The sequence below is a fragment of the Pseudomonas sp. NPDC089734 genome, assembly GCF_044748865.1.
Taxonomy (GTDB): domain Bacteria; phylum Pseudomonadota; class Gammaproteobacteria; order Pseudomonadales; family Pseudomonadaceae; genus Aquipseudomonas.
This window is the reverse complement of the sequence record NZ_JBIVGV010000008.1, coordinates 132,037-158,500: the sequence shown is the minus strand read 5'-3', so window position 1 is coordinate 158,500 and position 26,464 is coordinate 132,037. Positions and strand designations below refer to the sequence as shown.

Annotated in this window: 20 protein-coding genes; 7 read left to right on the top strand and 13 right to left on the bottom strand. The window is 59.8% G+C overall.

Annotation, left to right across the window (positions count from 1 at the left end; genetic code table 11):
* Positions 1 to 71 precede the first annotated feature (71 nt).
* The 3 genes from mfd to ACIPY9_RS13010 all read left to right on the top strand — a co-directional run bounded on the left by mfd (position 72) and on the right by ACIPY9_RS13010 (position 6,863).
* Complete coding sequence (gene mfd / locus ACIPY9_RS13020) at positions 72 to 3,524, top strand: transcription-repair coupling factor (RefSeq protein ID WP_400701391.1); 3,453 nt, start codon at positions 72 to 74, stop codon at positions 3,522 to 3,524.
* Between the two features lie 11 nt (positions 3,525 to 3,535).
* Positions 3,536 to 4,060 (top strand): CsiV family protein, encoded by a 525-nt coding sequence (locus ACIPY9_RS13015; protein ID WP_400701388.1) that lies wholly within the window; start codon positions 3,536 to 3,538, stop codon positions 4,058 to 4,060.
* A 67-nt stretch (positions 4,061 to 4,127) separates the two neighbouring features.
* A complete protein-coding gene (locus ACIPY9_RS13010) occupies positions 4,128 to 6,863 on the top strand; it encodes a DEAD/DEAH box helicase (protein WP_400701385.1) in 2,736 nt (911 codons plus the stop codon).
* A 472-nt stretch (positions 6,864 to 7,335) separates the two neighbouring features.
* Here ACIPY9_RS13010 and ACIPY9_RS13005 read toward each other — a convergent pair whose 3' ends face one another.
* From ACIPY9_RS13005 to ACIPY9_RS12995, 3 genes are all read right to left on the bottom strand, one after another.
* On the bottom strand, positions 7,336 to 8,076 hold the full coding sequence (locus ACIPY9_RS13005; RefSeq protein ID WP_400701382.1) for an S-methyl-5'-thioinosine phosphorylase: 741 nt from the start codon (positions 8,074 to 8,076) through the stop codon (positions 7,336 to 7,338).
* A gap of 9 nt (positions 8,077 to 8,085) precedes the next feature.
* The gene (gene nagZ, locus ACIPY9_RS13000; RefSeq protein WP_400701592.1) at positions 8,086 to 9,084 is read right to left on the bottom strand and encodes a beta-N-acetylhexosaminidase; all 999 of its coding nucleotides are present in this window, start codon (positions 9,082 to 9,084) and stop codon (positions 8,086 to 8,088) included.
* Between the two features lie 108 nt (positions 9,085 to 9,192).
* The gene (locus ACIPY9_RS12995) at positions 9,193 to 9,909 is read right to left on the bottom strand and encodes a TetR family transcriptional regulator (protein WP_400701379.1); all 717 of its coding nucleotides are present in this window, start codon (positions 9,907 to 9,909) and stop codon (positions 9,193 to 9,195) included.
* 247 nt (positions 9,910 to 10,156) lie between these two features.
* Between ACIPY9_RS12995 and lexA the strand changes: the two genes are divergently transcribed.
* A complete protein-coding gene (lexA, locus tag ACIPY9_RS12990) occupies positions 10,157 to 10,765 on the top strand; it encodes a transcriptional repressor LexA (RefSeq protein WP_400701376.1) in 609 nt (202 codons plus the stop codon).
* A gap of 9 nt (positions 10,766 to 10,774) precedes the next feature.
* On the top strand, positions 10,775 to 11,245 hold the full coding sequence (gene sulA, locus ACIPY9_RS12985; RefSeq protein ID WP_400701373.1) for an SOS-induced cell division inhibitor SulA: 471 nt from the start codon (positions 10,775 to 10,777) through the stop codon (positions 11,243 to 11,245).
* Positions 11,246 to 11,255: 10 nt separating this feature from the next.
* Here sulA and ACIPY9_RS12980 read toward each other — a convergent pair whose 3' ends face one another.
* The 7 genes from ACIPY9_RS12980 to ACIPY9_RS12950 form a co-directional block, all read right to left on the bottom strand.
* Positions 11,256 to 11,489: a hypothetical protein gene (locus ACIPY9_RS12980; RefSeq protein WP_400701370.1), complete on the bottom strand. Its 234-nt coding sequence runs from the start codon at positions 11,487 to 11,489 to the stop codon at positions 11,256 to 11,258.
* A 63-nt stretch (positions 11,490 to 11,552) separates the two neighbouring features.
* The gene (locus tag ACIPY9_RS12975; protein WP_400701367.1) at positions 11,553 to 12,074 is read right to left on the bottom strand and encodes a DUF6586 family protein; all 522 of its coding nucleotides are present in this window, start codon (positions 12,072 to 12,074) and stop codon (positions 11,553 to 11,555) included.
* Positions 12,075 to 12,202: 128 nt separating this feature from the next.
* Positions 12,203 to 14,815: a type I DNA topoisomerase gene (gene topA, locus ACIPY9_RS12970; RefSeq protein WP_400701364.1), complete on the bottom strand. Its 2,613-nt coding sequence runs from the start codon at positions 14,813 to 14,815 to the stop codon at positions 12,203 to 12,205.
* A 113-nt stretch (positions 14,816 to 14,928) separates the two neighbouring features.
* Positions 14,929 to 15,165 (bottom strand): DUF1653 domain-containing protein, encoded by a 237-nt coding sequence (locus ACIPY9_RS12965; RefSeq protein WP_400701361.1) that lies wholly within the window; start codon positions 15,163 to 15,165, stop codon positions 14,929 to 14,931.
* A gap of 103 nt (positions 15,166 to 15,268) precedes the next feature.
* Positions 15,269 to 16,444 (bottom strand): acetyl-CoA C-acyltransferase FadA, encoded by a 1,176-nt coding sequence (gene fadA / locus ACIPY9_RS12960; protein ID WP_400701358.1) that lies wholly within the window; start codon positions 16,442 to 16,444, stop codon positions 15,269 to 15,271.
* Between the two features lie 22 nt (positions 16,445 to 16,466).
* Positions 16,467 to 18,614, bottom strand: a complete 2,148-nt coding sequence (fadB, locus tag ACIPY9_RS12955; RefSeq protein ID WP_400701355.1) for a fatty acid oxidation complex subunit alpha FadB — start codon at positions 18,612 to 18,614, stop codon at positions 16,467 to 16,469.
* 581 nt (positions 18,615 to 19,195) lie between these two features.
* On the bottom strand, positions 19,196 to 19,633 hold the full coding sequence (locus ACIPY9_RS12950) for a hypothetical protein (protein ID WP_400701352.1): 438 nt from the start codon (positions 19,631 to 19,633) through the stop codon (positions 19,196 to 19,198).
* Positions 19,634 to 19,926: 293 nt separating this feature from the next.
* On the opposite strand from ACIPY9_RS12950, the gene ACIPY9_RS12945 reads away from it, so the two are divergent.
* Complete coding sequence (locus ACIPY9_RS12945) at positions 19,927 to 20,367, top strand: universal stress protein (protein WP_400701349.1); 441 nt, start codon at positions 19,927 to 19,929, stop codon at positions 20,365 to 20,367.
* 65 nt (positions 20,368 to 20,432) lie between these two features.
* Here the strand turns inward: ACIPY9_RS12945 and ACIPY9_RS12940 are convergent, their stop codons facing one another.
* Complete coding sequence (locus ACIPY9_RS12940) at positions 20,433 to 22,349, bottom strand: ATP-binding cassette domain-containing protein (protein ID WP_400701346.1); 1,917 nt, start codon at positions 22,347 to 22,349, stop codon at positions 20,433 to 20,435.
* Positions 22,350 to 22,554: 205 nt separating this feature from the next.
* Here ACIPY9_RS12940 and ACIPY9_RS12935 point away from each other — a divergent pair, with 205 nt between their 5' ends.
* Positions 22,555 to 24,483: a transglycosylase SLT domain-containing protein gene (locus ACIPY9_RS12935; RefSeq protein ID WP_400701343.1), complete on the top strand. Its 1,929-nt coding sequence runs from the start codon at positions 22,555 to 22,557 to the stop codon at positions 24,481 to 24,483.
* Positions 24,484 to 24,534: 51 nt separating this feature from the next.
* Here the strand turns inward: ACIPY9_RS12935 and ACIPY9_RS12930 are convergent, their stop codons facing one another.
* Positions 24,535 to 25,344: an MOSC domain-containing protein gene (locus tag ACIPY9_RS12930; protein ID WP_400701340.1), complete on the bottom strand. Its 810-nt coding sequence runs from the start codon at positions 25,342 to 25,344 to the stop codon at positions 24,535 to 24,537.
* Between the two features lie 94 nt (positions 25,345 to 25,438).
* Positions 25,439 to 26,371: a chemotaxis protein CheV gene (locus ACIPY9_RS12925; RefSeq protein WP_400701337.1), complete on the bottom strand. Its 933-nt coding sequence runs from the start codon at positions 26,369 to 26,371 to the stop codon at positions 25,439 to 25,441.
* Positions 26,372 to 26,464: the final 93 nt, after the last annotated feature.

Below are 26,464 nucleotides of genomic sequence, written 5' to 3'. Positions count from 1 at the left end.
AAAACTGACAGCCACCGCATTACCCCGGTACAATCGCCGCCCCTGCCGCAACGCCTGGAGCCTGACCTTCCGTGCCCGTCCTGCGTCTACCGCTTCTTCCTGCCACTGCTGGCAAACAACACTGGGGCAACCTGCCCGGTGCCGCACTGAGCCTGGCCATTGCCGAGGCCGCGAGCGCCGCCAGACGCTTCACCCTGCTCCTGACCGCCGACAGCCAGAGCGCCGAACGGCTGGAACAGGAACTGAAGTTCTTCGCTCCGACGCTACCGGTCCTGCATTTCCCGGACTGGGAAACCCTGCCCTACGACCTGTTCTCGCCGCACCAGGACATCATTTCCCAGCGTATTGCCAGCCTTTACAGCCTGCCGGAACTGGAACACGGGGTATTGGTAGTTCCCATTACCACGGCCCTACATCGACTGGCCCCGACCCGATTCCTGCTGGGCAGCAGCCTGGTGCTGGATGTCGGCCAGAAGCTCGATGTCGAAGCCATGCGTACGCGCCTGGAAGCCAGCGGCTATCGCTACGTGGATACGGTGTACGAACATGGCGAGTTCACGGTACGCGGCGCGTTGATCGACCTGTTCCCGATGGGCAGCAAGGTGCCTTACCGGATCGACCTGTTCGACGACGAAATCGAAACCCTGCGCACCTTCGATCCCGACACTCAGCGCTCCATCGACAAGGTTGATTCGGTTCGCCTGTTGCCGGCCCGTGAATTTCCGCTACAGAAAGAAGAAGTCACACGCTTCAAGGCCCGTTTCCGGGAGCGCTTCGATGTGGACTTCCGGCGCAGCACCATCTTCCAGGACCTGAGCAGCGGTATCACGCCGGCCGGCATCGAGTACTACATCCCGCTGTTCTTCGAGGAAACCTCGACCCTGTTCGACTACCTGCCACAGGACACCCAGGTGTTCTCGCTGCCTGGCATCGAGCAGGCCGCCGAGAACTTCTGGAACGACGTGCGCAACCGTTATGAAGAACGCCGCATCGACCCGAGCCGCCCTCTTCTGCCACCCGCCGAACTGTTCCTGCCGGTAGAAGACTGCTTTTCGCGCCTGAAGAACTGGCCGCGGATCGTGGCCAGCCAGCAGGATATCGAGCCCGGCGCCGGTCGAGAGCGCTTCCCGGCGCAAGGCCTCCCGGACCTGGCGATCGAAGCCAAGGCCAGTCAGCCACTGGCCGCGCTGTCGAACTTTCTCGACGGGTTTCCCGGTCGCGTACTGTTCACCGCGGAATCCGCCGGTCGCCGCGAAGTCCTGCTGGAACTGCTGGATCGCCTGAAACTGCGGCCAAAAACGGTCGATAACTGGCTGGATTTCGTCAACGGCAAGGACCGGCTGGCCATCACCATCGCGCCTCTGGACGAAGGTCTGGTACTCGAGCAACCCGCCCTGGCGCTGGTCGCCGAAAGCCCGCTGTTCGGGCAACGGGTCATGCAGCGCCGCCGTCGCGAGAAACGCACCGACAGCGGCAACAACGATGCCGTGATCAAGAACCTCACCGAGCTGCGCGAAGGCGCGCCGGTGGTGCACATCGACCACGGCGTCGGTCGCTATCTGGGGCTGGCAACGCTGGAAGTCGAAAACCAGGTCGCCGAATTCCTGATGCTGGCCTATGCCGAAGACGCCAAGCTCTACGTCCCGGTCGCCAACCTGCACCTGATCGCCCGCTACACCGGCAGCGACGACGAAATGGCCCCGCTGCACCGCCTGGGCTCGGAAACCTGGCAGAAAGCCAAGCGCAAGGCTGCCGAACAGGTACGCGACGTGGCGGCAGAACTGCTGGATATCTATGCCCGCCGGGCGGCTCGCGAAGGTTATGCCTTCCAGGACCCGAAAGCCGATTACGCGACCTTCAGCGCCGGCTTCCCGTTCGAGGAAACCCCCGACCAGCAGACCACCATCGAGGCCGTAAGGGCCGACATGCTCGCGCCCAAGCCCATGGACCGGCTGGTCTGTGGCGATGTGGGCTTCGGCAAGACCGAAGTGGCCATGCGCGCCGCCTTCATTGCCGTACACGGTGGACGTCAGGTGGCGATTCTGGTGCCGACCACCCTGCTCGCCCAGCAGCACTACAACAGCTTCCGCGACCGCTTTGCCGACTGGCCGGTGACAGTCGAGGTCATGAGCCGCTTCAAGTCCGCCAAGGAAGTGAACGCCGCCGTCGCCGAGCTGGCCGAAGGCAAGATCGACATCGTCATCGGCACTCACAAGCTGCTGCAGGACGATGTGAAGATCAAGAACCTGGGGCTGGTCATCATCGACGAAGAACACCGCTTCGGGGTGCGTCAGAAGGAGCAGCTCAAGGCGCTGCGCAGCGAAGTCGACATTCTGACCCTGACGGCCACGCCGATTCCGCGCACGCTGAACATGGCCGTGTCGGGCATGCGCGACCTGTCGATCATCGCCACGCCACCGGCTCGCCGCCTGTCAGTACGCACCTTCGTCATGGAGCAGAACAAGCCCACCGTCAAGGAAGCCCTGCTGCGGGAGCTGCTGCGCGGCGGCCAGGTCTATTACCTGCACAACGACGTCAAGACCATCGAGAAATGCGCCGCCGATCTGGCCGAACTGGTGCCCGAGGCACGTATCGGCATCGGCCACGGCCAGATGCGCGAGCGCGAACTCGAACAGGTCATGAGCGACTTCTACCACAAGCGCTTCAACGTGCTGATCGCCTCGACCATCATCGAGACCGGTATCGACGTGCCCAGCGCCAACACCATCATCATCGAGCGCGCCGACAAATTCGGCCTGGCACAGCTGCACCAGCTGCGCGGCCGGGTCGGTCGCAGCCACCACCAGGCCTACGCCTATCTGCTGACGCCACCCCGCAAGCAGATCACGCCCGATGCCGAAAAACGCCTGGAAGCCATTGCCAACACCCAGGACCTGGGTGCCGGCTTCGTGCTGGCCACCAACGACCTGGAAATCCGCGGCGCAGGCGAACTGCTGGGCGACGGCCAGAGCGGCCAGATCCAGGCCGTGGGTTTCACGCTGTACATGGAAATGCTCGAACGGGCCGTCAAGGCGATCCGCAAGGGCGAGCAGCCTAACCTCGACCAGCCGCTGGGTGGCGGCCCGGAAATCAACCTGCGGGTGCCGGCACTGATTCCCGAAGCCTATCTGCCGGACGTGCATACGCGCCTGATTCTCTACAAACGCATTGCCAACGCCACCGACGAAGACGGCCTCAAGGACCTGCAAGTGGAGATGATCGACCGCTTCGGCCTGCTGCCGGAACCCACCAAGAGCCTGATCCGTATCACGCTGCTCAAGCTGCATGCCGAGCAACTGGGCATCAAGAAGATCGATGCAGGGCCTCAGGGTGGACGTATCGAATTCGCGGCCGATACTCCGGTGGATCCACTGACCCTGATCAAACTGATCCAGAGCCAGCCCAACCGCTACAGGTTCAAAGGTGCCACACTCTTCAAATTCATGGTCCCCATGGAGCGCCCCGACGAGCGCTTCAATACGATCGAAGCGCTGCTTGAGCGCCTGACCCCGAAAACTGCTTGAAGGATTCATCCATGCGTCTGTTTCGTTCATTCATCCTGCTGTTGGCGCTTGTCGCCCCGCCAGCCTTTGCGGACGGCCTGTATCAGGTGGAAATGATCCTGTTCCGTCAGCTCGGCGAACCGGCCGGGACCTTGCAGTACGCTCCCGAAGACTGGAACGCCGGAGCCCGGAAGCTCGATGCCGGCAACGAACGAAGCCCGGCCCTGAACGACACCGTCAGGAAGCTTCAGGACAGCGGTGCCTATGAAGTGCTGCTGCAAAAGGCCTGGCAACAGACCATCGGCACCGAAAAGGACAAGGTGGCGATCACCAGCGGCCAGGAACGGCTCGGCCACTTCCCGATCGAGGGCACCGTCAGCCTGGCGATTGCCCGCTTCACCGATGTCGCGGCAGACTTCTGGATCAACCAGCTTGATCCGCATGGCATATTGATCAGCAGCGAACGCATGAAGCAGACCGCCAGGGTCAAGAACGGCGAGCTGATCTATCTGGACAACAGCAACCTGGCCCTGCTGATAAAAGTTTCTTCCCTTTGAGCATTCCGGAGCGCGGCTGCGCTCCCTTTCTTTTGAGCATCGCTACGGCGTAGGGCTTTTTAAAACTGTGTCGTCCATTCTCGAAAAAGTCCTTGCCTCTGCATGGACACAGCTATTCAAACCCCAGACTCTCGAGCGGGGGTATGCCTATGCCCAGCAAAAACGCATCACCCTCGAAGAATCCAGCCCGCAGATCATTCGCACCACCTGCCGTGGCTCGAGTCTGGAGCTCTACACCCAGACCCTGCTGTTCAAGGACCCGGATCGCTACAGGAATTACCTGATCTGCAAATGCACCTGCCCGGTACGCGACGATTGCAAACATTGCGTGGCAGCCCTGTATTTTCTGAAAGACCCGCAGAACAGGCCTGCCATCCTGGCCGCCATGGCCTCACAGGCCAGTGAGGCCGTGGAGCAACCGCCGGCATTGCCCGAGCGCCTGATCGATAACATGGCCCCCATACCGCGCCTGATTCTGGCCAGTATCGAGTTCAGCGCCTACGAACCGCGCAATGGTCGCATGCAGCGCCACATTCAGCATCGCGCAGCACTGGCCTTCGCCTATGGCAAGCACTATGCGGTCGGCACCACCAATGTCAGCATCCTGGTGAGTTCGCTGGGCAGCGATCTGGTCAACCAGAAGAGCGACATCATCGAACACACTGAAACCGAAACCCTGCGCATCCGACGCCAGGGCGAGCAGGAGCGGCAGTATCGCCAGGTCCTGAACGACATCGGCTTCAAGGTTGCCACCCGGCAAAGCAAGGCCCTGCCCGACAGCGCTGGCGACATGTATGAACTGCCCACCGACAAGGCATGGCTGCATTTTGTGCTCGACGACCTGCCGAGGCTGCGCGAGCAAGGCTGGGAAATCGAAATACGCGACGATTTCGGCTTTGACGTCACCCCCGTGGACGACTGGTACGCCGTCATCGACGAGGAAAACGAACGCGACTGGTTCGACCTTGAATTGGGGATCATCGTCAACGGAGAACGCCTGAGCCTGCTGCCGATCCTGATCAATCTGCTGCGCAGCCACCCCGAACTGATGAGCCCTTCAGCCGTCGCCAAACGCGGCGACGAAGAGCAATTGCTGGTTCAACTCAATCACTTCACCCAGAACGGAGGCGGGCCGGTTCAGGTCGCCCTGCCCTACGGCCGACTCAAACCGGTACTGGCCACCCTCGGCGACTTCTACTGGCGCGAGGAAGACAGCAACAAGCTGCGCATGAGCACCGCCGACGCCGCGCGCCTCACCGAACTCGACGACATGCCGTTGATCTGGCAAGGCGGCGACCGGCTGCGTCAGTTCGCCGAACGGTTGACGAACATCAAGGATGCCCCTGTCAGCCTCCCCGAAGGCCTGAATGCCACCCTGCGGCCTTATCAGCTGGAAGGCCTGAGCTGGATGCAATCCTTGCGCGAGCTGGAAGTCGGAGGCGTGCTGGCTGACGACATGGGGCTGGGCAAGACCCTGCAGACCCTGACGCACCTGTTGATGGAAAAACAGGCCGGACGCCTGGACCGCCCCGCACTGGCCATCATGCCGACCAGCCTGATTCCCAACTGGCTGGACGAAGCCGAGCGGTTCACGCCGCAGCTCAAGGTACTGGCCCTGTATGGTGCCAACCGCCATCAGGATGCCGGCAACCTTCAGGACTACGACCTGATCCTGACCACCTACGCCCTGCTACCAAGGGATCTCGAACTTCTGGAAAAACAGCCGTTTCACGTGCTGATTCTCGACGAAGCGCAATACATCAAGAACCCCAACAGCAAGGCGGCCCAGGCAGCGCGCAACCTCAATGCCCGTCAGCGCCTGTGCCTGAGCGGCACACCGCTGGAAAACCACCTGGGCGAGCTGTGGTCACTGTTTCACTTCCTGATGCCCGGCTGGCTGGGCAGCAGCAAGGAATTCAACAGCAACTATCGGACGGCCATTGAGAAACACGGCAATGAGGATCGCCTGCACCACCTCAACGCCCGCATCAAACCGTTCCTGCTGCGCCGCACCAAGGAACAGGTCGCAACCGAACTGCCGCCCAAGACCGAGATCATTCATTGGGTAGAACTCAATGACGCGCAACGCGACGTCTATGAAACCGTGCGACTGGCCATGGACAAGAAGGTTCGCGACGAGATCACCCGCAAGGGCGTTGCACGCAGCCAGATCATCATCCTTGAAGCTCTGCTCAAGCTGCGTCAGGTCTGCTGCGACCTGCGTCTGGTCAACGACGACATGCCCGTCAACAGCAAGCAGGGCAGCTCGGCCAAGCTGCAAAGCCTGATGGAGATGTTCGAGGAGCTGCTGGCCGAAGGACGCAAGATCCTGCTGTTCTCGCAATTCACGTCGATGCTGACCCTGATCGAGCAGGAACTCCAGCAACGCGGTATCGGCTACGCCCTGCTCACCGGCGCAACCCGCGACCGACGCACACCGATCCAGGACTTCCAGAACGGCAGATTGCCGGTCTTTCTCATCAGCCTGAAGGCTGGCGGTACCGGCCTGAACCTGACCACCGCCGACACCGTGATCCACTATGACCCCTGGTGGAACCCGGCGGCCGAAAACCAGGCCACCGACCGCGCCTATCGCATCGGCCAGGACAAGCCGGTCTTCGTCTACAAGATGATTGCTCGCGGCACCGTGGAAGAGAAAATCCAGCATTTGCAGCAGGAAAAATCGGCACTGGCGGCAGGCATCCTCGACGGACGCTCAAGCGGGGACTGGAAACTGCGGGATGAAGACCTTCAGGCGCTGTTCGCGCCGTTGCCAACAGCACCGAAGAAAGGCAAGAAATAACCCCGTAGGAGCGAATTCATTCGCGAAGAGGCCGTTGAAGCCGCAAGAAATGTATCGCCTGACAGACAGCTTTCGCGGATGAATCCGCTCCTACGGCCCCCATAAGCGTAGGAGCGAATTCATTCGCGAAGGGGGGCGTTGACGCAGCAGGAAATGTGTCGCCTGACAGGCAGCTTTCGCGGATGAATCCGCTCCTACGCAGTCAGCGCTTCGTCACTTTCTTACAGGCAAATAAAAACCCGCCGAAGCGGGTTTTTCCCAAGACCATCCCAACTCCCTGTCGGCCGCCTCCCAGGCAATGGTCGATCATCCTTGATCCTGGCGAACTCCTTGTTCACCAGTTGTTGGATCCAATCTTACGAGCCTTTGAGCAAGGTAAAAAGAGCGAATTATCTTCAGCTCGTGTAAGCCTTTGGCTATAGGTTGACTCTGAAATATTGGATGAATCGTTTTTTCGCAAATGAATTCGGGCTTACTCCGCCGACAGCACCCGCGCCAGGGTGGCTTTCACCTTGCCCATGCCATCGCGCAGCGCCTGCTCGATCTCGGCCATGGTGATGATCGCCGTGGACTTGCCCGCCGCCGGGTTGACCACCAGCGCCAGACAGGCGTAGTCCAGCTCCAGCTCACGGGCCAGCGCGGCCTCAGGCATGCCGGTCATGCCAACGATGTCACAGCCATCGCGCTCAAGACGAACGATCTCCGCCACCGTCTCCAGACGAGGCCCCTGGGTGCAGGCATACACACCCCGGTCACTGAACTCGCACCCCTCGGCCGCCAGAGCAGCAATCAGGCGGGAACGCAGTGCCTCGGTGTAGGGGTAGCTGAAGTCGATATGCGTGACCTGCTCCAGATCGTCGGCAAAGAAGGTGTGCTGGCGACCACTGGTGTAATCGACCAGATCATGGGGCACACAGAAATGCCCGGTCCCCATGGCCGGGTGGATACCGCCCACAGCATTAACCGCCAGAATCGCTTCAGCTCCCGCCTGCTTCAAGGCCCAGATATTGGCGCGGTAGTTGACCTGATGCGGCGGCAGACGATGAGGATGGCCATGGCGAGCCAGAAACATCACCTCGCGACCGGCATAGTCACCGATCTGGATTTCGCCGGACGGCGCGCCATAGGGGGTATTCATAGGCAGGGACTGGCGGATATTCAAGCCTTCCAGCTGGGTCAGCCCCGTGCCACCGATAATCGCGTAAACAGTCATTGCAAATCCTTAATCGATCAATTGGGCGTTGCGCAGCGCTTGAAGCGCGGTCAACCAACGCGGGTGCTGCCGATAATCCGTCGAAGCGTGCGCCTGCCCCCGCATGCGGGCGATACGCGCAGAAGGCTTGACCTTCAAGCGCTGCGCAGCACTCAGGGCCAGTTCGGCTGCGGCGCGGTCATTGCAGACCAGCCCCATGTCACAGCCTGCCGTGAGCGCAGCTTCAATACGGCTGGCCGCATCGCCCACTACATGAGCGCCCGCCATGGACAGGTCATCGCTGAAGATAACCCCGTCAAATTGCAATTCGCCGCGCAGAATGTCCTGCAACCAGCGACGGGAGAATCCTGCAGGCTGCGAATCGACCTGCGGATAAATCACATGGGCCGGCATGACGGCAGCCAGTTGTTTGCTCAAACGTGCAAAAGGCACAAGGTCACTGGCACGAATTTCATCCAGGCTGCGCTCATCGTTGGGAATCGCCACATGGGAGTCGGCCTCGGCCCAGCCATGTCCCGGGAAATGCTTGCCGGTAGCGGCCATGCCGGCAGCCTTCATCCCCTGGATAAAGGCACCCGCCAGCAAGGCTGCACGCTCGGGATCGCCCTCGAAGGAACGGGTTCCCACTACCGCGCTACGCTGAAAGTCGAGATCCAGCACCGGCGCAAAACTCAGGTCCAGTCCAACGGCCAGCACTTCGGTTGCCATCAGCCAGCCACAATGCTCGGCCAGAGACTCGGCATCAGGCCTGTCGGCAATGGATCGCATCGCAGGCAAACGCACGAACCCCTGACGCAACCGCTGAACCCGGCCTCCCTCCTGATCCACTGCCAACAGCAGGTCAGGACGAATGGCACGAATGGCCGCGCTCAACTCGCGCACCTGGCGCGGGTGCTCGATATTACGGGCAAAGATGATCAAACCGCCCACTTCGGGCTGACGCAGAAACTGACGGTCTTCGGCGGTCAGCCAGGTACCGGCGACATCGACCATCAGGGAGCCTTGCAGGCCAGAACTCATAGAAAAAACCCTTAGCACCATTACCAATTCTTCAATGGGAAGGCATGGTGCTTGATCCTGGAGCCACGCGCAATGCAGGCGTACCCGACAATAGCGTCAGGCCTTGAGGGCGACCGGAGCGCTTGAAGAACTCTTGGTACGCGGCTTGAGCTGCGCACTGATCATTGCGCTATCGGTCACGCCGGTTTCGGCACGCATGCCCGCCGCCAGAAACGGCACCATCAGACGCATGACCTGCTCGATGGAGGTGTTCACGCCGAAGTCGGTTTCGGCAATGGCGCGCAAGGCCTTGATGCCCGACATGCTGAAGGCGGCGGCACCCAGCATGAAATGCACGCGCCAGAACAGTTCGATGGGAGGAATACGGGGAGCGGCTTCATTGACCAGAACCATGTAGCGGCGGAACACCTTGCCGTACATGTCTTCCAGATAACGACGCAGGTGACCCTGGCTCTGGCTGAACGCTAGTCCCAGCAGACGCATGAAGATCGACAGGTCGTTGCCACTGCGGGGCTGCACGGCCAAGGCCTGCTCTACAAGGATTTCCAGAAGCTCTTCAAGACTGGGCTTGTGCTCGGGACGCGCCTGACGCCGCTCGAGTTCACGATCGAGGCTGATGCAGAACGGCCCGAGAAATCGCGAGAACACGGCCTGGATAAGCGCCTTCTTGGAGCCGAAGTGATAATTCACGGCCGCCAGATTGACCGAAGCCTTGCTCGTGATAAGACGCAGAGAGGTTTCTGCAAAGCCTTTTTCTGCGAATAACTGCTCGGCAGCATCAAGAATGCGTTCAACGGTTTCCGACTGGGCCATGGCTCTCTGCCTAACAAACGAACGTTTGAAACATACGTATCAGCCGGGGCTGTTGTCAAGCGGGGCCGTTCACATTGTGGCCGAACAGTCACGTATCCGGATTTTAAATGACAGATTGCATTCAATGCCAACCAGAAGCCGATCCGTTCGGCGCGACCGTTTGGCAACCGGAATGCAAAGGATGATTGCCAACCAGCCTTTACTGTATATAATCCCAGTCACTGTATAAAAAGACAGAGCGCTCGACATGATCAAACTGACGCCACGCCAGGCCGAGATTCTGGGCTTCATCAAACGCTGCCTGGAAGACAACGGCTACCCGCCTACCCGCGCGGAAATCGCCCAGGAGCTGGGATTCAAATCCCCCAATGCGGCCGAAGAACATCTCAAGGCTCTTGCCCGCAAAGGCGCCATTGAAATGACGCCCGGCGCATCACGCGGCATTCGCATTCCCGACTTCGAGGTCAAGGCAGACGAAAACAGCCTGCCCATCATTGGCCGCGTCGCTGCCGGTGCCCCGATCCTGGCCCAACAGCATATCGAAGAGTCCTGCAATATCAACCCGACCTTCTTTCACCCCAGCGCCGACTACCTGCTTCGGGTACACGGCATGAGCATGAAGGATATCGGCATCCTGGATGGCGACCTGCTGGCCGTGCACACCACCCGCGAGGCCCGCAACGGCCAGATCGTCGTTGCACGCATCGGTGACGAGGTCACGGTAAAGCGCTTCAAGCGTGAAGGCAGCAAGGTCTGGCTGATTGCCGAGAACCCCGAGTTCGCACCGATCGAAGTCGACCTCAAGAATCAGGATCTGGTCATCGAAGGTCTGAGCGTTGGCGTCATTCGCCGATAAGGAGACGTTATGCAGTTCCATCAAGCACCGCACACGCAATTGCCATTGTTCGAGGCGTTCCTGGCCCAGCCCATCGCTCCGATGCTTGTCCATGTAGCCGAAGAAACCTGGAGCAACGAGCCAGAAGCTTTCAGTGAGCTGGCATTGCGTGGCGCTGCCGGGAACTGCCTCAACCTCCTCGCACCCATCCTTCGGGAATTGAGTCAGGACACCAGCGACCGCTGGCTGACACTGATCGCACCGCCTTCAAGCCTGACGCAGACATGGCTCAGAGAGGCCGGGCTCAACAGGGAGCGAATCCTGATCCTGCAACCTCGCGGTACACAAACCGCACTGGAGCTGACGCGTGAGGCGCTTCGACTGGGGCGTAGTCATACGGTTGTCAGCTGGATCAATCCGCTGGGCATCGGAGCTCGTCAGCAGTTGATCAGTGCCGCCAGAAGCGGAGAGGCGCAGAGCCTGAACATTCGGCTGGGATGAGAACCGGTTCTTAGTGCAGAACGCGAGGGCCGGTGTCCTTTTCAAGCTCACCTTCGACCAGACGTCCGGCCATCTGCACGCCCACACTCAACATTGCCTTGGCAATCTCGATATGCTGGCCTTGCAGAAAGGACTTGGCATCCGCCGAAAAATCAAGGGTTACCAACGCCCCCTCATCATCGGCACGACGCAGCTCTATACGGCCGTCAGGTAGTTCGACAATTTCAAGAAAAGAGGTAGGCATCAGGACAAATACTCCGCGAAAGGCGAGCATTGTACCAGTCTGCCAGCCTATAGATCATTGGTTTTAGCACTCGCTCAAGCCTTCACGAAAACGAATCGCCAGACTCTTGAGTTGTTGGCGCCAGCCTTCCAGTTCCTTGCTGGTCAGCCCTGTCTCGGGTTCGTCATCCAGATTGACCGCCACAATCATGGGCTGAGTGACGTCACCCTTCGGGGCTTTTGGAGCACGAGGCGGCTCGAACAGTGCGTTGTAGGCCGCCAGCAACTGTGCCAGCCAGGTTTCCCTGGAGCGCGCCAGTTCGACCAGCTCGGCCATCTCGGGAATCGCGATGGCGTCCAGCGTTTCCTGGGTCAGCAATAACTCGGCACGCGGCGCGCCCGCCTGTGGCAAGCGGTAGAAACCGGCGATTTCATGGCACAGACCCAGCAAGGCACCATACAAATGAAACAATGCCGACTCACGCTCTGCCTGAAGCAAGGCCGGGGCATTCACGGCCTGCCCTGTCTCGGCCTTGCCGAGTGCTTCCAGCGCAAGGCCTGCAAAGTAAATCTTCTGGTTGGTGCGGGTATAGAGTTCATGGGCCATGACGGCATTCTCCATAACGGTCAGATGAAACGGGGATACTGACAAACGTCAAAGCTCTCGGCAGGCCCCTCCTGCCAAGAGCTTCTCGAACCGTGACACCCAGGCCCGCCTCACGACGGGCACTGGAATCAGCGTTTGTCTTCGACCTTCCAGACACCGCCGTCGTAGAACGCACGCCAGCCGGTCGGCTTGCCTTCCACTTCGGTCTGCACATATTGCTCCTTGGTCTTGCGGCTGTAACGAATTACCGCCGGACGGCCATCGGGGTCTTTCTGCGGCGCTTCACAAAGGAAGTGATACTTGGGATCGATTTCGTCCTTGTGCGGCACGATCTCGATGACCAGAGGCGCACGCGTCTCGCGGTTCTTCGGGAACTGGCTGGCGGCCAGGAACAGACCGGAGGCACCGTCCCGCAGGATGTAGGTGTCGTCGACCTTGTCGCACTTGAGCTCAGGCATCTTCACCGGATCCATCTTCGGTGGCGCCGCATCACCGCTCTTGAGGAGCTTGCGGGTGTTCTTGCACTCGGCATTGGTACAGCCGAAGAACTTGCCGAAGCGCCCGGTCTTGAGCTGCATCTCGCTGCCACACTTGTCGCACTCAAGGCTCGGCCCTTCATAGCCCTTGATGCGATAAGTGCCCTCTTCGATCTCGTAACCCGAACAATCCGGGTTGTTGCCGCAGATGTGCAGCTTGTGCTTTTCATCCAGCAGGTAAGCATCCATGGCGGTGCTGCAGACCGGGCAGCGATGCTTGCCACGCAACACGCGGGATTCGGACTCGCCTTCATCATCCTCGGCGATCTCGTCACCCGGCGTCAGGTTGACCGTTGCCTTGCAACGCTCCTTCGGCGGCAGGCTGTAGCCTGAGCACCCCAGGAAAACACCTGTCGAAGCGGTACGGATCTGCATGGGACGACCACAGACCTTGCACGGAATGTCGGTCATCACCGGCTGGTTGGCGCGCATGCCGCTGTCAGGGGCCTCGGCCACTTCAAGCTTCTTGCGGAAATCGCCGTAGAACTCGTCCAGCACGTTCTTCCAGTCGCGCTCGCCCTGGGCCACGTCATCGAGGTTCTCTTCCATCCCGGCGGTAAAGCCGTAGTCCATCAGGTTGGAAAAGCTTTCGGAAAGACGACCGGTCACGATATCGCCCATCTTTTCCGAGTAGAACCGACGGTTATGCAGCGCCACATAGCCACGGTCCTGGATCGTGGAAATGATCGCCGCATAAGTCGAAGGACGACCGATACCGCGCTTTTCCATTTCCTTGACCAGACTGGCCTCGGAGTAACGTGCCGGTGGCTTGGTGAAGTGCTGGCTCGGGTCCAGCTTGACGAGCTTCAGGGATTCGCCCTGAGCCATGTCCGGCAGCACACCGTCATCGCCCGGCTTGGTCATCTGCGGCAACACGCGGGTGTAACCGTCGAACTTCAGGATGCGGCCCTTGGCGCGCAGCTCGAACTCGCCAGCAGCAACACTGACCGTGGTCGACAGGTACTGGGCCGGTGGCATCTGGCAGGCCACGAACTGGCGCCAGATCAACTCATAAAGGCGCTCGGCGTCACGCTCCATGCCCGACAGCTTGCTCGGGTGAGTATTGACGTCTGAGGGACGAATAGCTTCGTGAGCCTCTTGGGCGCCTTCCTTGCTGCTGTAGACATTGGGCGATTCCGGCAGGTACTTCTTGCCGAACTCGGTTTCGATGTAATCACGCGCCATGCTGACCGCGTCGGCCGACAGGTTGGTCGAGTCGGTACGCATATAGGTGATGTAGCCCGCTTCATACAAGCGCTGGGCCATCATCATGGTTTTCTTCACCCCGAAGCCCAGACGGTTGCTGGCAGCCTGTTGCAGGGTGGAAGTGATGAACGGAGCCGAAGGCTTGCTGCTGGTCGGCTTGTCCTCACGCTTGACGATGCTGTAGCTGGAAGCCTTGAGCTTTTCCAGGGCCGCCATGGCCTGGGCTTCGTTGAGCGGCTTGAAGGCCTCACCGTTTTCCCTGGCCACTTCAAAGCGCACATTGGCGCCCTTGGCGGTGCCCAGATCGGCGTGAATCTCCCAATACTCTTCAGGGATGAAAGCGCGGATCTCACGCTCGCGCTCGACCACCAGCTTCACGGCAACCGATTGCACGCGACCGGCAGACAGGCCACGGGCGACCTTCTGCCAGAGCAGCGGCGAGACCATGTAACCCACGACGCGGTCCAGGAAACGACGCGCCTGCTGGGCGTTGACCCTGGCGATGTCCAGCTCACCCGGACTGGAGAACGCTTCCTGGATGGCTTTCTTGGTGATTTCGTTGAACACCACACGCTTGAAGCGGCTGTCATCCCCACCGATGGCTTCGCGCAGGTGCCAGGCAATGGCTTCCCCCTCGCGGTCCAAGTCCGTTGCGAGATAGATGGTGTCGGCATCCTTGGCCAGCTTGCGCAGCTCTTCGATCACCTTCTCCTTGCCGGGAAGGATTTCGTATTTGGCCTTCCAGCCCTGTTCGGGGTCGACGCCCATGCGCGACACCAACTGGCGCCGGGCCTTTTCCTTGGGACTCAGCGCCGGCGCTTCGCCTGCGCTCGCCTTGCCACGCTTTGCAGCAGGCTCCTTGGCAGCACTCGCCGAACCGCTGGTGGGCAGGTCTCGGATATGGCCGATACTCGACTTCACCACGTACTGGTTACCCAAATACTTGTTGATGGTCTTGGCCTTAGCCGGGGATTCCACGATGACCAGCGATTTGCCCATGGATCAGAAAATTCCTGAAAACTAGATGAAAGACAGATTGGAGCCTATAAAGGCCACGCTATATATAGTGGCTACAGGGTGAGGTCAAGCACAGGCTGTTGTGCGATTCCGACTCAAGGGTGCGAAAAAAGACTTGGCTCGACCTGAACCAAAGCAAAGCGCGGCACTTGCTCGCCGTCAACTTCAACCGACTCCAGAAACATGCTCAAGGGACGCACCCACATCCCGTAATCGCCATAAAGAGCCTGATAAAACACCACTTCTTCCTCGGTTTCAGAATGTCGGGCAACGCTGAAAACCCTGTACTCCGGGCCTTTGTAGTGGCGATAGAGCCCTGGCTGTAACTGCATGCTGCCGTCCTCGTGAAACCTGTCTGAAATAACGGGTAAAAAATCGATTTTCCAAAATGCAAAAGCCGGGGCACCAAGCCCCGGCTCGCATCACCTTAACGCATCAGGTACGTTCGAAAACAGTGGCAATGCCCTGCCCCAGCCCGATGCACATGGTGGAAACGCCAAGGCGACCGCCATTTTGCTTCATCACATTGAGCAAGGTGCCCGAGATGCGCGCACCGGAACACCCGAATGGATGACCCAACGCGATCGCACCGCCGTTCAGGTTAACCTTCTCATTCATCTTGTCGAGCACTTTCAGATCCTTGAGCACTGGCAGGGCCTGTGCTGCAAAGGCTTCGTTGAGCTCGAAGAAGTCGATATCGGCAATGCTCAGACCGGCGCGCTTGAGGGCTTTCTGAGTGGCAGGCACAGGCCCGTAACCCATGATTGCAGGGTCCACACCCGCCACCGCCATGGAACGGATCACGGCCATCGGCTCAATGCCCAGATCCTTGGCACGCTGGGCGGACATGACGATCATGCACGACGCACCATCGGTAATCTGCGACGACGTACCCGCCGTCACCGTACCGCCCTTGGGGTTGAATGCCGGCTTGAGCGCCGCGAGGCTTTCCAGGGTGGTGTCGGGACGAATGGTTTCGTCATAGTCGAACACCTTGAGGAAACCGTCTTCGTCATAGCCCTGCATCGGGATGATCTCGTCCTTGAACTTGCCCTCCAGCGTCGCCTTGTGGGCAAGCTGATGGGAGCGCAGGCCGAATGCATCCTGTTGCTCACGGGTGATGCCGTGCATCTTGCCCAGCATTTCGGCCGTCAGCCCCATCATCCCGGATGCCTTGGCGGCATAGAGGGACATGTGCGGGTTCGGGTCGACGCCGTGCATCATGCCCACGTGCCCCATATGTTCCACACCACCGATGACGAACACGTCGCCGTTACCGGTCATGATGGCCTGGGCCGCCGTGTGCAGCGCGCTCATGGAGGACCCGCACAGGCGGCTCACGGTCTGGGCAGCGGAGGTGTGAGGGATCTGGGTCAGCAGCGACGCCATGCGCGCAATGTTCCAGCCCTGCTCCAGGGTCTGGTTGACGCAGCCCCAGATGACGTCCTCGACCTCGGCCGGATCGATCTTCGCGTTACGCTCCAGCACTTTGCTGATCAGGTGCGCCGACATGTCTTCGGCACGTGTATTGCGGTGCATGCCACCCTTGGAGCGGCCCATCGGAGTACGACCGAAGTCGACGATCACGACGTCTCTTGGATTCAAGCTCATACGTTCATTCCTCAGAAGGCGCTTAACCGAAGAAGCTCTGGCCCTTGCTGGCCATTTCACGCAGCTTCGCGGTCGGTTGATACAAGGCACCCAGCTCGGCATATTGGTCAGCGAGGGCAACGAATTGGGCGACGCCGATGGAGTCGATGTAACGCAACGCACCACCACGGAACGGAGGGAAACCGATACCGTAGATCAGACCCATGTCCGCTTCGGCAGCCGTTTCGACAATGCCGTCTTCCAGGCAGCGCACGGTTTCCAGACACAACGGGATCATCATCCAGTTGATGATGTCTTCGTCGCTCAGCTCACGCTGCTCGTAGACAATCGGCTTCAGGACATCCAGCACAGTCGGGTCAGTCACCTTCCTGGGCTTGCCCTTCTTGTCCGTTTCATAGGCATAGAAGCCCTTGCCGTTCTTCTGCCCCAGACGCTTGGCCTCATACAACACATCCACGGCCGAACGACGGTCGTCCTTCATGCGATCCGGGAAGCCTTCAGCCATGACATCACGGCCATGGTGCCCGGTGTCGATACCGACCACGTCCATCAGGTACGCAGGCCCCATGGGCCAGCCGAACTTTTCCATGATCTTGTCGATGCGCACGAAATCCACACCGGCACTGACCAGCCTGGCGAAACCGCCGAAATACGGGAACAGAACGCGGTTGACCAGGAAGCCCGGGCAATCGTTGACCACGATCGGGTTCTTGCCCATTTTCTTGGCATAAGCCACGGTCGTCGCCACGGCCTCTTCGCTGGACTTCTCGCCACGAATGACTTCCACCAGCGGCATCATGTGCACCGGGTTGAAGAAGTGCATGCCGACGAAGTTTTCCGGACGCTTGAGGGCCTTGGCCAGCAGGCTGATGGAAATGGTCGAAGTGTTGGAAGCCAGAATGGTGTTTTCACCCACCTGCGCTTCGACCTCGGCCAGCACCGATTGCTTGACCTTGGGGTTCTCGACGACGGCCTCGACCACCAGGTCGACATTGCCGAAATCGCCATAGGAAAGCGTCGGACGGATCGCATTGAGGGCTTCAGCCATCTTGGCCGGGGTCAGACGGCCTTTATCGACACGCCCGCCCAACAGCTTGGAAGCTTCGCCCAGGCCCAGCTGGATGGCTTCTTCGCGAATGTCTTTCATCAGGATCGGCGTGCCCTTGACCGCCGACTGATAGGCAATGCCACCGCCCATGATCCCGGCGCCCAGCACGGCGGCCTGATTCACGTCCTTGGCCAGTGCATCGTAGGCCTTGGACTTTCTTTTCAGTTCCTGGTCGTTCAGGAACAGACCGATCAGACTCTGCGCCGCAGAAGTCTTGGCCATTTTCACAAAACCGGCAGCCTCGACTTCCAGCGCCTTGTCACGGCCGAAGTTGGCGGCTTTCTGGATGGTTTTGATGGCCTCGACAGGGGCCGGGTAATTCGGTCCGGCTTGACCTGCGACAAAACCCTTGGCGGTTTCGAATGCCATCATCTGTTCAATGGCATTGAGCTTGAGCTTGTCCAGCTTGGGCTGACGCTTGGCCTTGTGATCGAACTCGCCACTGATGGCGCGCTTGACCAGATCCAGAGCCGCCGCCTGAAGCTTTTCAGGTACGACCACCGCATCGACAGCGCCCACCTTGAGCGCGTCTTCGGCACCGTTTTCCTTGCCGGAAGCGATCCACTCGATGGCATTGTCGGCACCGATGATCCGCGGCAGGCGAACCGTGCCGCCAAAACCGGGATAGATACCCAGCTTGACTTCGGGAAGACCGATCTTCGCCGTGGTGGACATGACACGGTAGTCGGCCGACAGACACATCTCCAGACCGCCACCCAGGGCGATGCCATTGATGGCCACGACCGTCGGGACAGCCAGGTCCTCGAAATCGCTGAAAATCCTGTTGGCCTCAAGGTTGCCGGCAACCAGTTCGGCATCCGGCAGCTTGAAGTTGTCGACGAACTCGGTGATATCGGCGCCGACAATGAAGACATCCTTGCCGCTGGTGACAATCACACCTTTGACAGTGCTGTCGGCCTTGAGGACGTCCACGACCTGACGCAGTTCGTTCAGGGTCAGGCGATTGAATTTGTTGACGGACTCACCCTTGAGGTCGAAATTCAATTCGACGATGCCACTTTCAAGAGCCTTAACCGTGATGGCTTTACCTTCGTAAATCATCAACTGATCTCCACGATATGGAAGCTGAACAATACTCATCGCACATTAACGCTCGATGAGACTACGACGTCGCCGTCGATGAACACACCAAATCAAGCACACCCGCCGACGTGGTAGCCAGAATTCTGTCAGAGCCGTCTGACGACCAAACGATCAATTCATACGCCCGTTTGATTTGGGTACGCACACCATCAGGCAAAACCGGTTAATTGTCAATTCAACGAAACATCAATAAAAACGGTCGATTACCCGGAATCACTGCCGGGCCATCACCCAAAAGACCACGCTTGATTTGTCATCATTTGGGAAAGTGATAATGCAAAGGTCGCGACAAAGCCTCCGCGGTCCTTTTGCACCGTTGAGGCTCACGAACGAAAAATATCAAGGAAAAACGCGACAAAACGGAGCAGAAGGTCTAGAGTCAGCGCACTGCATGCAAAGCCGCTCGTCAGCGAACGAAGCCCATGCCTGCAGCCGGCGATTTTCGGCATTGCACCGTCGACGCCACGTATTATCGGCCTGCCTGGCCAACCCCCAGCCCGATGTTGCTATCGGGCTTTTTATTGCCTGCCATTCGGCCGTCAGGCCAGCGCCTTGAGCACCGAATCGATTCGCAGCAAGACCTCCGGCTCTCCCCTTTCCCCCCAATACAGCGCAATCATCTGCGCATCGGCTTCGACCTTGAAGACGTCTGCCGGCAATGTATTGAAATGATTTATCAGCGCCGCATCCTCGCAGGGCTCACGCCATCGGTTGAGCCAGACCCCCGGTTCACTCTGCCAGTAGGCCCAGGACGCCATCTGCGCACTGCGGCGAGGTCGATGGTATTGCGCACAAGGGCTTGGCGGCTCTTTGGCCAGCCAGTGCGGCCATTCCTGAGGAGTCAGTTGCATCGCCATTCCCAGACGCCGGGCCTCCAGGCGCAGAGCCATTCTGCCGCTCTGCTGACGCGACGGGCGCAGCCATACCAGCGGACTCAACATTACACAAATGATTGACAGAACCACCACGGCCGTCATATTTCTTGTCCCCGCCTGATAAGGCCTCGTATGAAACTCGCTGCACGCAGCACATAAACAGACTCGTATCCGAGCCGCCCAAAGGAGATCACCCGAAAGGCCCGCAGAGCCGATAGCGCCCACTGAGCGCCAGATTCGCCCCCTGCCGGCCCGCTGCATTGCCCAGGCCTTGTTTCCCGGCCTTTGCGACGCTGAAAACAACCATAAGAACAATGGCTTGCAAAAGGGCCTGCCCAGAAGCGCGCGAAAAAGCCATACTCACCATTATCGCAATCCTCTCGGAGGACCTCCTCATGTCATATCAACACATCCTGGTTGCCATTGACCTCACCGATGAGTGCGACCCCGTCATCCGACGCGCTCGTGAGCTGGCACAAGCCAGCAATGCAACATTGTCGATGGTACACATCGTAGAACCCATGGCCATGGCCTTCGGGGGCGATGTCCCGATGGACCTGTCGCAATTGCAGCAACAGCAATTCGACCAGGCCAAGGAAAAACTCGAGAAGCTGAAGTCGAAATACCCGGACATCAAGGCCGGAGAAAGCCATCTGGTCTACGGCCAGCCACGTCAGGAAATCCACCAACTGGCCAAGAACCAGAAATGCGACCTGATCGTCGTCGGCAGCCATGGCCGCCATGGCCTTGCCCTGCTGCTGGGCTCGACCGCCAATGACGTCCTGCATGGCGCACCGTGCGACGTCCTGGCCGTACGCCTCAAAAAGCCCGAGTAAACGCCGCAACGGCCAGCCTCAACAAAAAGCCCGGGTACACCCCGGGCTTTTTATTCATCGGGTCGTCATTCGTCCAGCTCGGCCCAACGCTCCAGCAACGCATCCAGTTGCGCCTGCTGGCTTTCGAGTTGCGCCAGCACCGCCGTGGTCTGCTCGGCCGGGCGCTGATAGAAACCCGGCTCGGACATTTCAGCCGTCAGGGCGGCAATCAACCCTTCCACTTCATCGATCTGCCCCGGCAGGGCCTCCAGCTCGCGCTGCTGCTTGTAGCTGAGCTTCTTCTTCGCAACCGGTATCTCCGGAGCCGCCGCAGGTGCCGGTGCAGCCGGCACCACTGCACTGTTGAGCTCGGCCTTGCCCGACTTGGTATCGGTCACGCCCAGCAAGCGCGGTGAACCGCCCTGCCGCAGCCAGTCCTGATAACCGCCGACGTACTCACGCACCTTGCCTTCGCCCTCGAACACCAGCGTGCTGGTCACCACGTTGTCCAGGAATGCCCGGTCGTGGCTGACCATCAGCACCGTGCCCTTGAAGGTCGACAGCACTTCTTCCAGCAGCTCCAGGGTTTCCACATCCAGGTCGTTGGTCGGTTCGTCGAGTACCAGCAGGTTGGCCGGCTTGCTGAACAGCTTGGCCAGCAGCAGACGGGCACGCTCACCACCGGACAACGCCTTGACCGGTGTACGCGCGCGCTGCGGGCTGAACAGGAAATCGCCCAGGTAACTCAGGACATGGCGGCTCTGGCCATCGATATCGATGAAATCACGGCCTTCGGCCACGTTGTCGATCACGGTCTTTTCCAGATCGAGCTGGTGACGCAACTGGTCGAAATAGGCGACCTCCAGGCGTGTCCCCACCTCCACCTTACCCTGCGTAGGCTGAAGGTTGTCCAGCATCAGCTTGAGCAGCGTGGTCTTGCCGGTACCGTTGGCACCCAACAGGCCGATGCGATCCTCGCGCTGAAGGACCATGGAGAAGTCCTTGATCAGGGTCGGGCCGCCCGGATGCGCAAAACTCACGCCCTCGAGCATCATCACCTGTTTGCCGGACTTCTCGGCAGTATCGAGCTGGATATTGGCCTTGCCGGTGCGCTCGCGACGTTCGCTACGCTCGACGCGCAAGGCCTTGAGGGCACGAACCCGGCCTTCGTTACGGGTACGACGCGCCTTGATGCCCTGGCGAATCCAGACCTCTTCCTGGGCCAGGCGCTTGTCGAACAGCGCATTGGCCGTCTCCTCGGCCGCCAGCATGGCTTCCTTGTGAACCAGGAAGCTGGCGTAGTCGCCGTTCCAGTCGATCAGGCCGCCACGGTCCAGCTCCAGGATGCGGGTGGCCAGATTTTGCAGGAATGCCCGGTCGTGCGTGATGAACAGCACCGCACCCTGAAAATCCTTGAGGGCTTCTTCCAGCCAGGCGATGGCACCGATGTCCAGGTGGTTGGTCGGCTCGTCGAGCAGCAACAGGTCCGGCTCGGAAACCAGTGCCTGGGCCAGCAGCACACGGCGACGCCAGCCACCGGACAGCTCGGCCAGCGTCTTGTCGGCAGGCAGTTGCAAGCGACTCAGGGTGCTCTCGACCAGTTGCTGCAGACGCCAGCCATCACGGGCTTCGAGATCCTGCTGCACATGCATCAGCTTGTTGAGGTCTTCCTCGGTCACGCAGTTCTGGGCAAGGTGATGGTATTCGGCGAGCAATGCGCCTACGCCATCCAGACCTTCGGCGACCACGTCGAAGACTGTCCGCTCGTCGGCCACCGGCAATTCCTGGGGCAACTCGCCGATCTTGAGGCCCGGCGTACGCCAGACAGCACCGTCATCGGGCTTCTGAACGCCCTTGACCAGCTTCAACATGCTGGACTTGCCTGTGCCGTTGCGGCCGATGATGCACACCCGCTCACCACGGGCGATCTGCCAGGACACCTTGTCCAACAACGGCATGGCGCCGAAAGCAAGGGACACATCGCTGAATTTGAGCAGGGTCATGATCTTCTCCAAAAACCGGGCGCGCATTCTACCTGAGATAACGGGTCGATGTCGGCATTCATGCCTCCGTGCACCGCCCGCCTCCGGCTCTCGTGCAACACTTGTATTTCCACATGCGTCATCACCGTCGGCAACGCTTTCAACCGGGGCTGGCAAAAGGCTAAGCTAGTCACACTTTTTCACGACTCATCTGCTCGGAAGTCTCATGCGCAGTCGCTTGTTCAGCTTTCTATCCTGCCTGCTACTCTCTGCCACCGCGGCCCAGAACCTTCACGCGGCAGACCTCAGCCAACAACGCAAATACTACGACGAAGCAAAACGGGCACTGGCCAAGGGCGATTCAGGCCCTTATCAGATGTACAAGTCGGTACTGGCCAGCTACCCGCTGGAACCCTACCTGGAATACGACGAACTGACGGCTCGCCTGAAGACCGCCAGCAATCAGGAAATCGAACGATTTCTGGCGGAGCACGACGACCTGCCCCAGGCCAACTGGATGAAATTGCGCTGGTTGCGCTGGCTGGCCGAACGCGGCGACTGGCAGACCTTCGCCAAGTACTACAGCCCGAAGATGAACTTCGTCGAGCTGGACTGCCTGTATGGCCAGTACCAGTTGAACAGCAACCAGCGCGCAGAAGGCTATGCAAACGCCGAAAAGCTCTGGATGACCGGCAAGACCCAGCCCGACGCCTGTGAACCCCTCTTTTCCCAGTGGGCAGCGGCCGGCCAGTTGACCGAGCAGAAACGCTGGCAACGCGCCAAGCTGGCAGCCCAGGCGCGCAACTACAGCCTGGCGACCCGACTGGTCAACAGTCTCAACTCCCTCGCCCCTCAGGGCAAACTGCTGCTGGCCGTTGCTCAGAAGCCGGAGATGCTCAACAACCCGGCGCAATTTACGCCTGTCGATGAAGCCATGTCCGATGTGGTCGGCCTCGGTCTGCGTCGCCTGGCAAGGCAAGATCCGCAAAAAGCCCTGTCCATGCTCGACGGCTATGCCGCGACCATGCACTTCTCCCGCGAAGAGCAAGTCGAGATCGCCAAGGAAATCGGCCTGACCCTGGCCCGGCGCTATGACGACCGTGCGCTGGAAGTCATGACCAGATACGACCCTGAACTGCGCGACAACACCGTGACCGAATGGCGCCTGCGCCTGCTGTTGCGCCTGGGTCGCTGGGAAGACGCCTATGAGCTGGCCCGCCGCCTGCCTCAGGATCTGGCCAGCACCAACCGCTGGCGCTACTGGGAAGCCCGCGCTCTGGAACTCGCCCAGCCGAACAACCCTCTCATCCCCGCTCTTTACAAGGATGTGGCCAAGGAGCGCGATTTCTATGGCTTCCTGGCAGCCGACCGGACCCAGAACCCTTACCAGATCAATAACAAGCCTCTGGTGCTCAGCCCCGCACTGGTCAACAAGGTACGCAATACGCCCGGCGTACGCCGCGCCCTGGAATTTCATGACCGTGGCGAAATCGTGGACGGCCGTCGCGAGTGGTATCACGTCAGCCGTCTGTTCAACCGTGACGAAATGGTCGCCCAGGCCAGACTGGCCTATGACATGAAATGGTACTTCCCGGCCATTCGCACCATCAGTCAGGCCCAGTACTGGGATGATCTGGACATTCGCTTCCCCATGGCACACCGCGACACGCTGGTCCGTGAAGCCAGGACACGCGGTCTGCATTCAAGCTGGGTCTTCGCCATTACCCGTCAGGAAAGCGCCTTCATGGACGATGCCCGTTCAGGCGTCGGCGCCAGCGGCCTGATGCAATTGATGCCCGCCACTGCAAAGGAAACCGCTCGCAAGTTCAATATCCCGCTGGCCTCTGCGCAGCAGGTGCTTGACCCGGACAAGAACATCCAGCTCGGTGCAGCCTATCTGAGTCAGGTACACGGCCAGTTCAACGGCAACCGTGTACTCGCCTCTGCTGCCTATAACGCCGGTCCAGGCCGTGTTCGCCAATGGCTCAAGGGCGCCAACCATCTGGCCTTCGATGTCTGGGTGGAGAGCATTCCCTTTGACGAAACACGCCAGTACGTCCAGAACGTGCTGTCTTATTCCGTGATCTACGGGCAGAAGCTCAATTCACCCCAGCCACTGGTGGATTGGCACGAGCGCTTCTTCGACGACCTGTAAGACCCGTCGCGGGGAAGACAGCCCTGGCTGCCCTTCCCCGCGCCCTTGAGGTCACTCAAGCACTTCGACCTTCATGCCCACTTCCAGCACACCTGCGCCGTCATTGACCGCATTCTGACCAAACAACACCTCGCCTTCGACTTCACGATAGGTCTTGAGTGTGGTCAGAGGTTCGCGGTCCTCGCTGCGCTGGCCGGTGGCCGGATCGATGGTGGTCAGGATGCAGCGCGAACAGGGCTTGAGCAGGCGAAACTCCATGTCGCCAATGCGGATACGCTTCCAGCCATCCTCGGCAAAGGCCTCGGCACCTTCGACCACCAGATTGGGCCTGAAACGCAGCATCTCCAGCGGACGCCCGACTCTGGCGGACAGATCGTCGAGGGATCCCTGACCGATCAGCAGCAGGGGGAAACCATCGGCAAACGCCACCTTGTCATCAGCCGTGCCGTAACCACTGGGCAACGAACGGGCACGCTCCAACGGTACATGCACCATGCGCGTCGGCTTGCCGATGAACTCACTGACCCAGGCAGCCGCCTCCTCACCGGCATCCGGCACCTGCAAAGTGTCACGCCAGACGGTCACGCCGCGCAGACCGGACTCGATACCCGACGGGATGGCAACATCCAGAGGCGGCAGGCCGGGAGCGGAAAGGGTCACGCCCCCCGCCGCATTCCACAGCACGGACAACTGGGACATGTGCGGCAAGGCACGCTGGGTGAAGAAACGCCCATTGCTGGCATCCACCAGCATCCAGCGTCGATCGCCCGCCAACCCCAACTCATCGAACGATGCACGTTGCAGCACTTCGGGCTTGCATGATTTGAGGGGAAAACGATAGAGCGAACTGAGACGTAGCATGGCCTGTTCCTTGGAGACTCGAAAAGCTGCAACTAGAGAGATCGCAGCTTATACGAGCTACCTCAGGCAAGGCACCTGCAATCGAACAAATGTTTCAGCCGCCGTTGACCATCATCAGACGCTGACGCACCACCTCGACCAGTTTGTCCGGCTGGAACTTGGAGAGGAAGTTGTCACAACCGACCTTCTTGACCATCGATTCGTTGAAGCTGCCGGACAGGGAGGTATGCAGCACGATGTACAGACCACGCAGACGCGGGTCGTTGCGGATTTCCGTTGTCAGGCGATAGCCATCCATCTCGGGCATTTCCGCGTCGGTGAAGACCATCAGCAGCTTTTCTTCGACGTTCTCGCCTGCATCCGCCCAGCTCTTGAGAATATTCAGCGCCTTGAGACCATCGCTGGCCACATGCAACTTCAGTCCCAGTTGCGACAGGGTGTCACGCAACTGAGCCAGGGCGACCTTGGAGTCATCGACCAGCAGGATTTCACGGCCACGGGCGTGTTCCAGAACCGGGTCCTCCAGTTTTTCACGGGACACCTTGGCGTTGTAAGGCACGATCTCGGCGAGGACCTTTTCCACGTCGATGATTTCGACCAACTGGTCATCGACCTTGCTGATGGCCGTCAGATAGTGCTGACGGCCGGCGCTCGTCGGCGGCGGCATGATCGCGTCCCAGTTCATGTTGACGATGCGATCGACCCCACCGACCAGGAACGCCTGAACGGAACGGTTATATTCAGTCACGATGATGGTGCTGCCAGGCCCCGGCACCAGTGGACGCATGCCGATCGCCTGAGACAGGTCGATCACCGGCAGCGTCTGGCCACGCAGGTTGACCACGCCGCAGACAAACGAGTGTCGTTGCGGCATCAGGGTCAGCTTGGGCAACTGCAGCACTTCCTGAACCTTGAAAACGTTGATCGCGAACAACTGTCGACCGGCCAGGCGGAACATGAGGATTTCCAGGCGATTCTCGCCCACCAGCTGTGTGCGTTGATCTACTGTGTCGAGAATGCCAGCCATTTATAGCTCCTGAAGCGTTGATCACGATGAGTCTGCAGTACCTGTATCGGCTGCAACAGGCCGGACCTTAATAGCCATAAATAGAATGTCCGA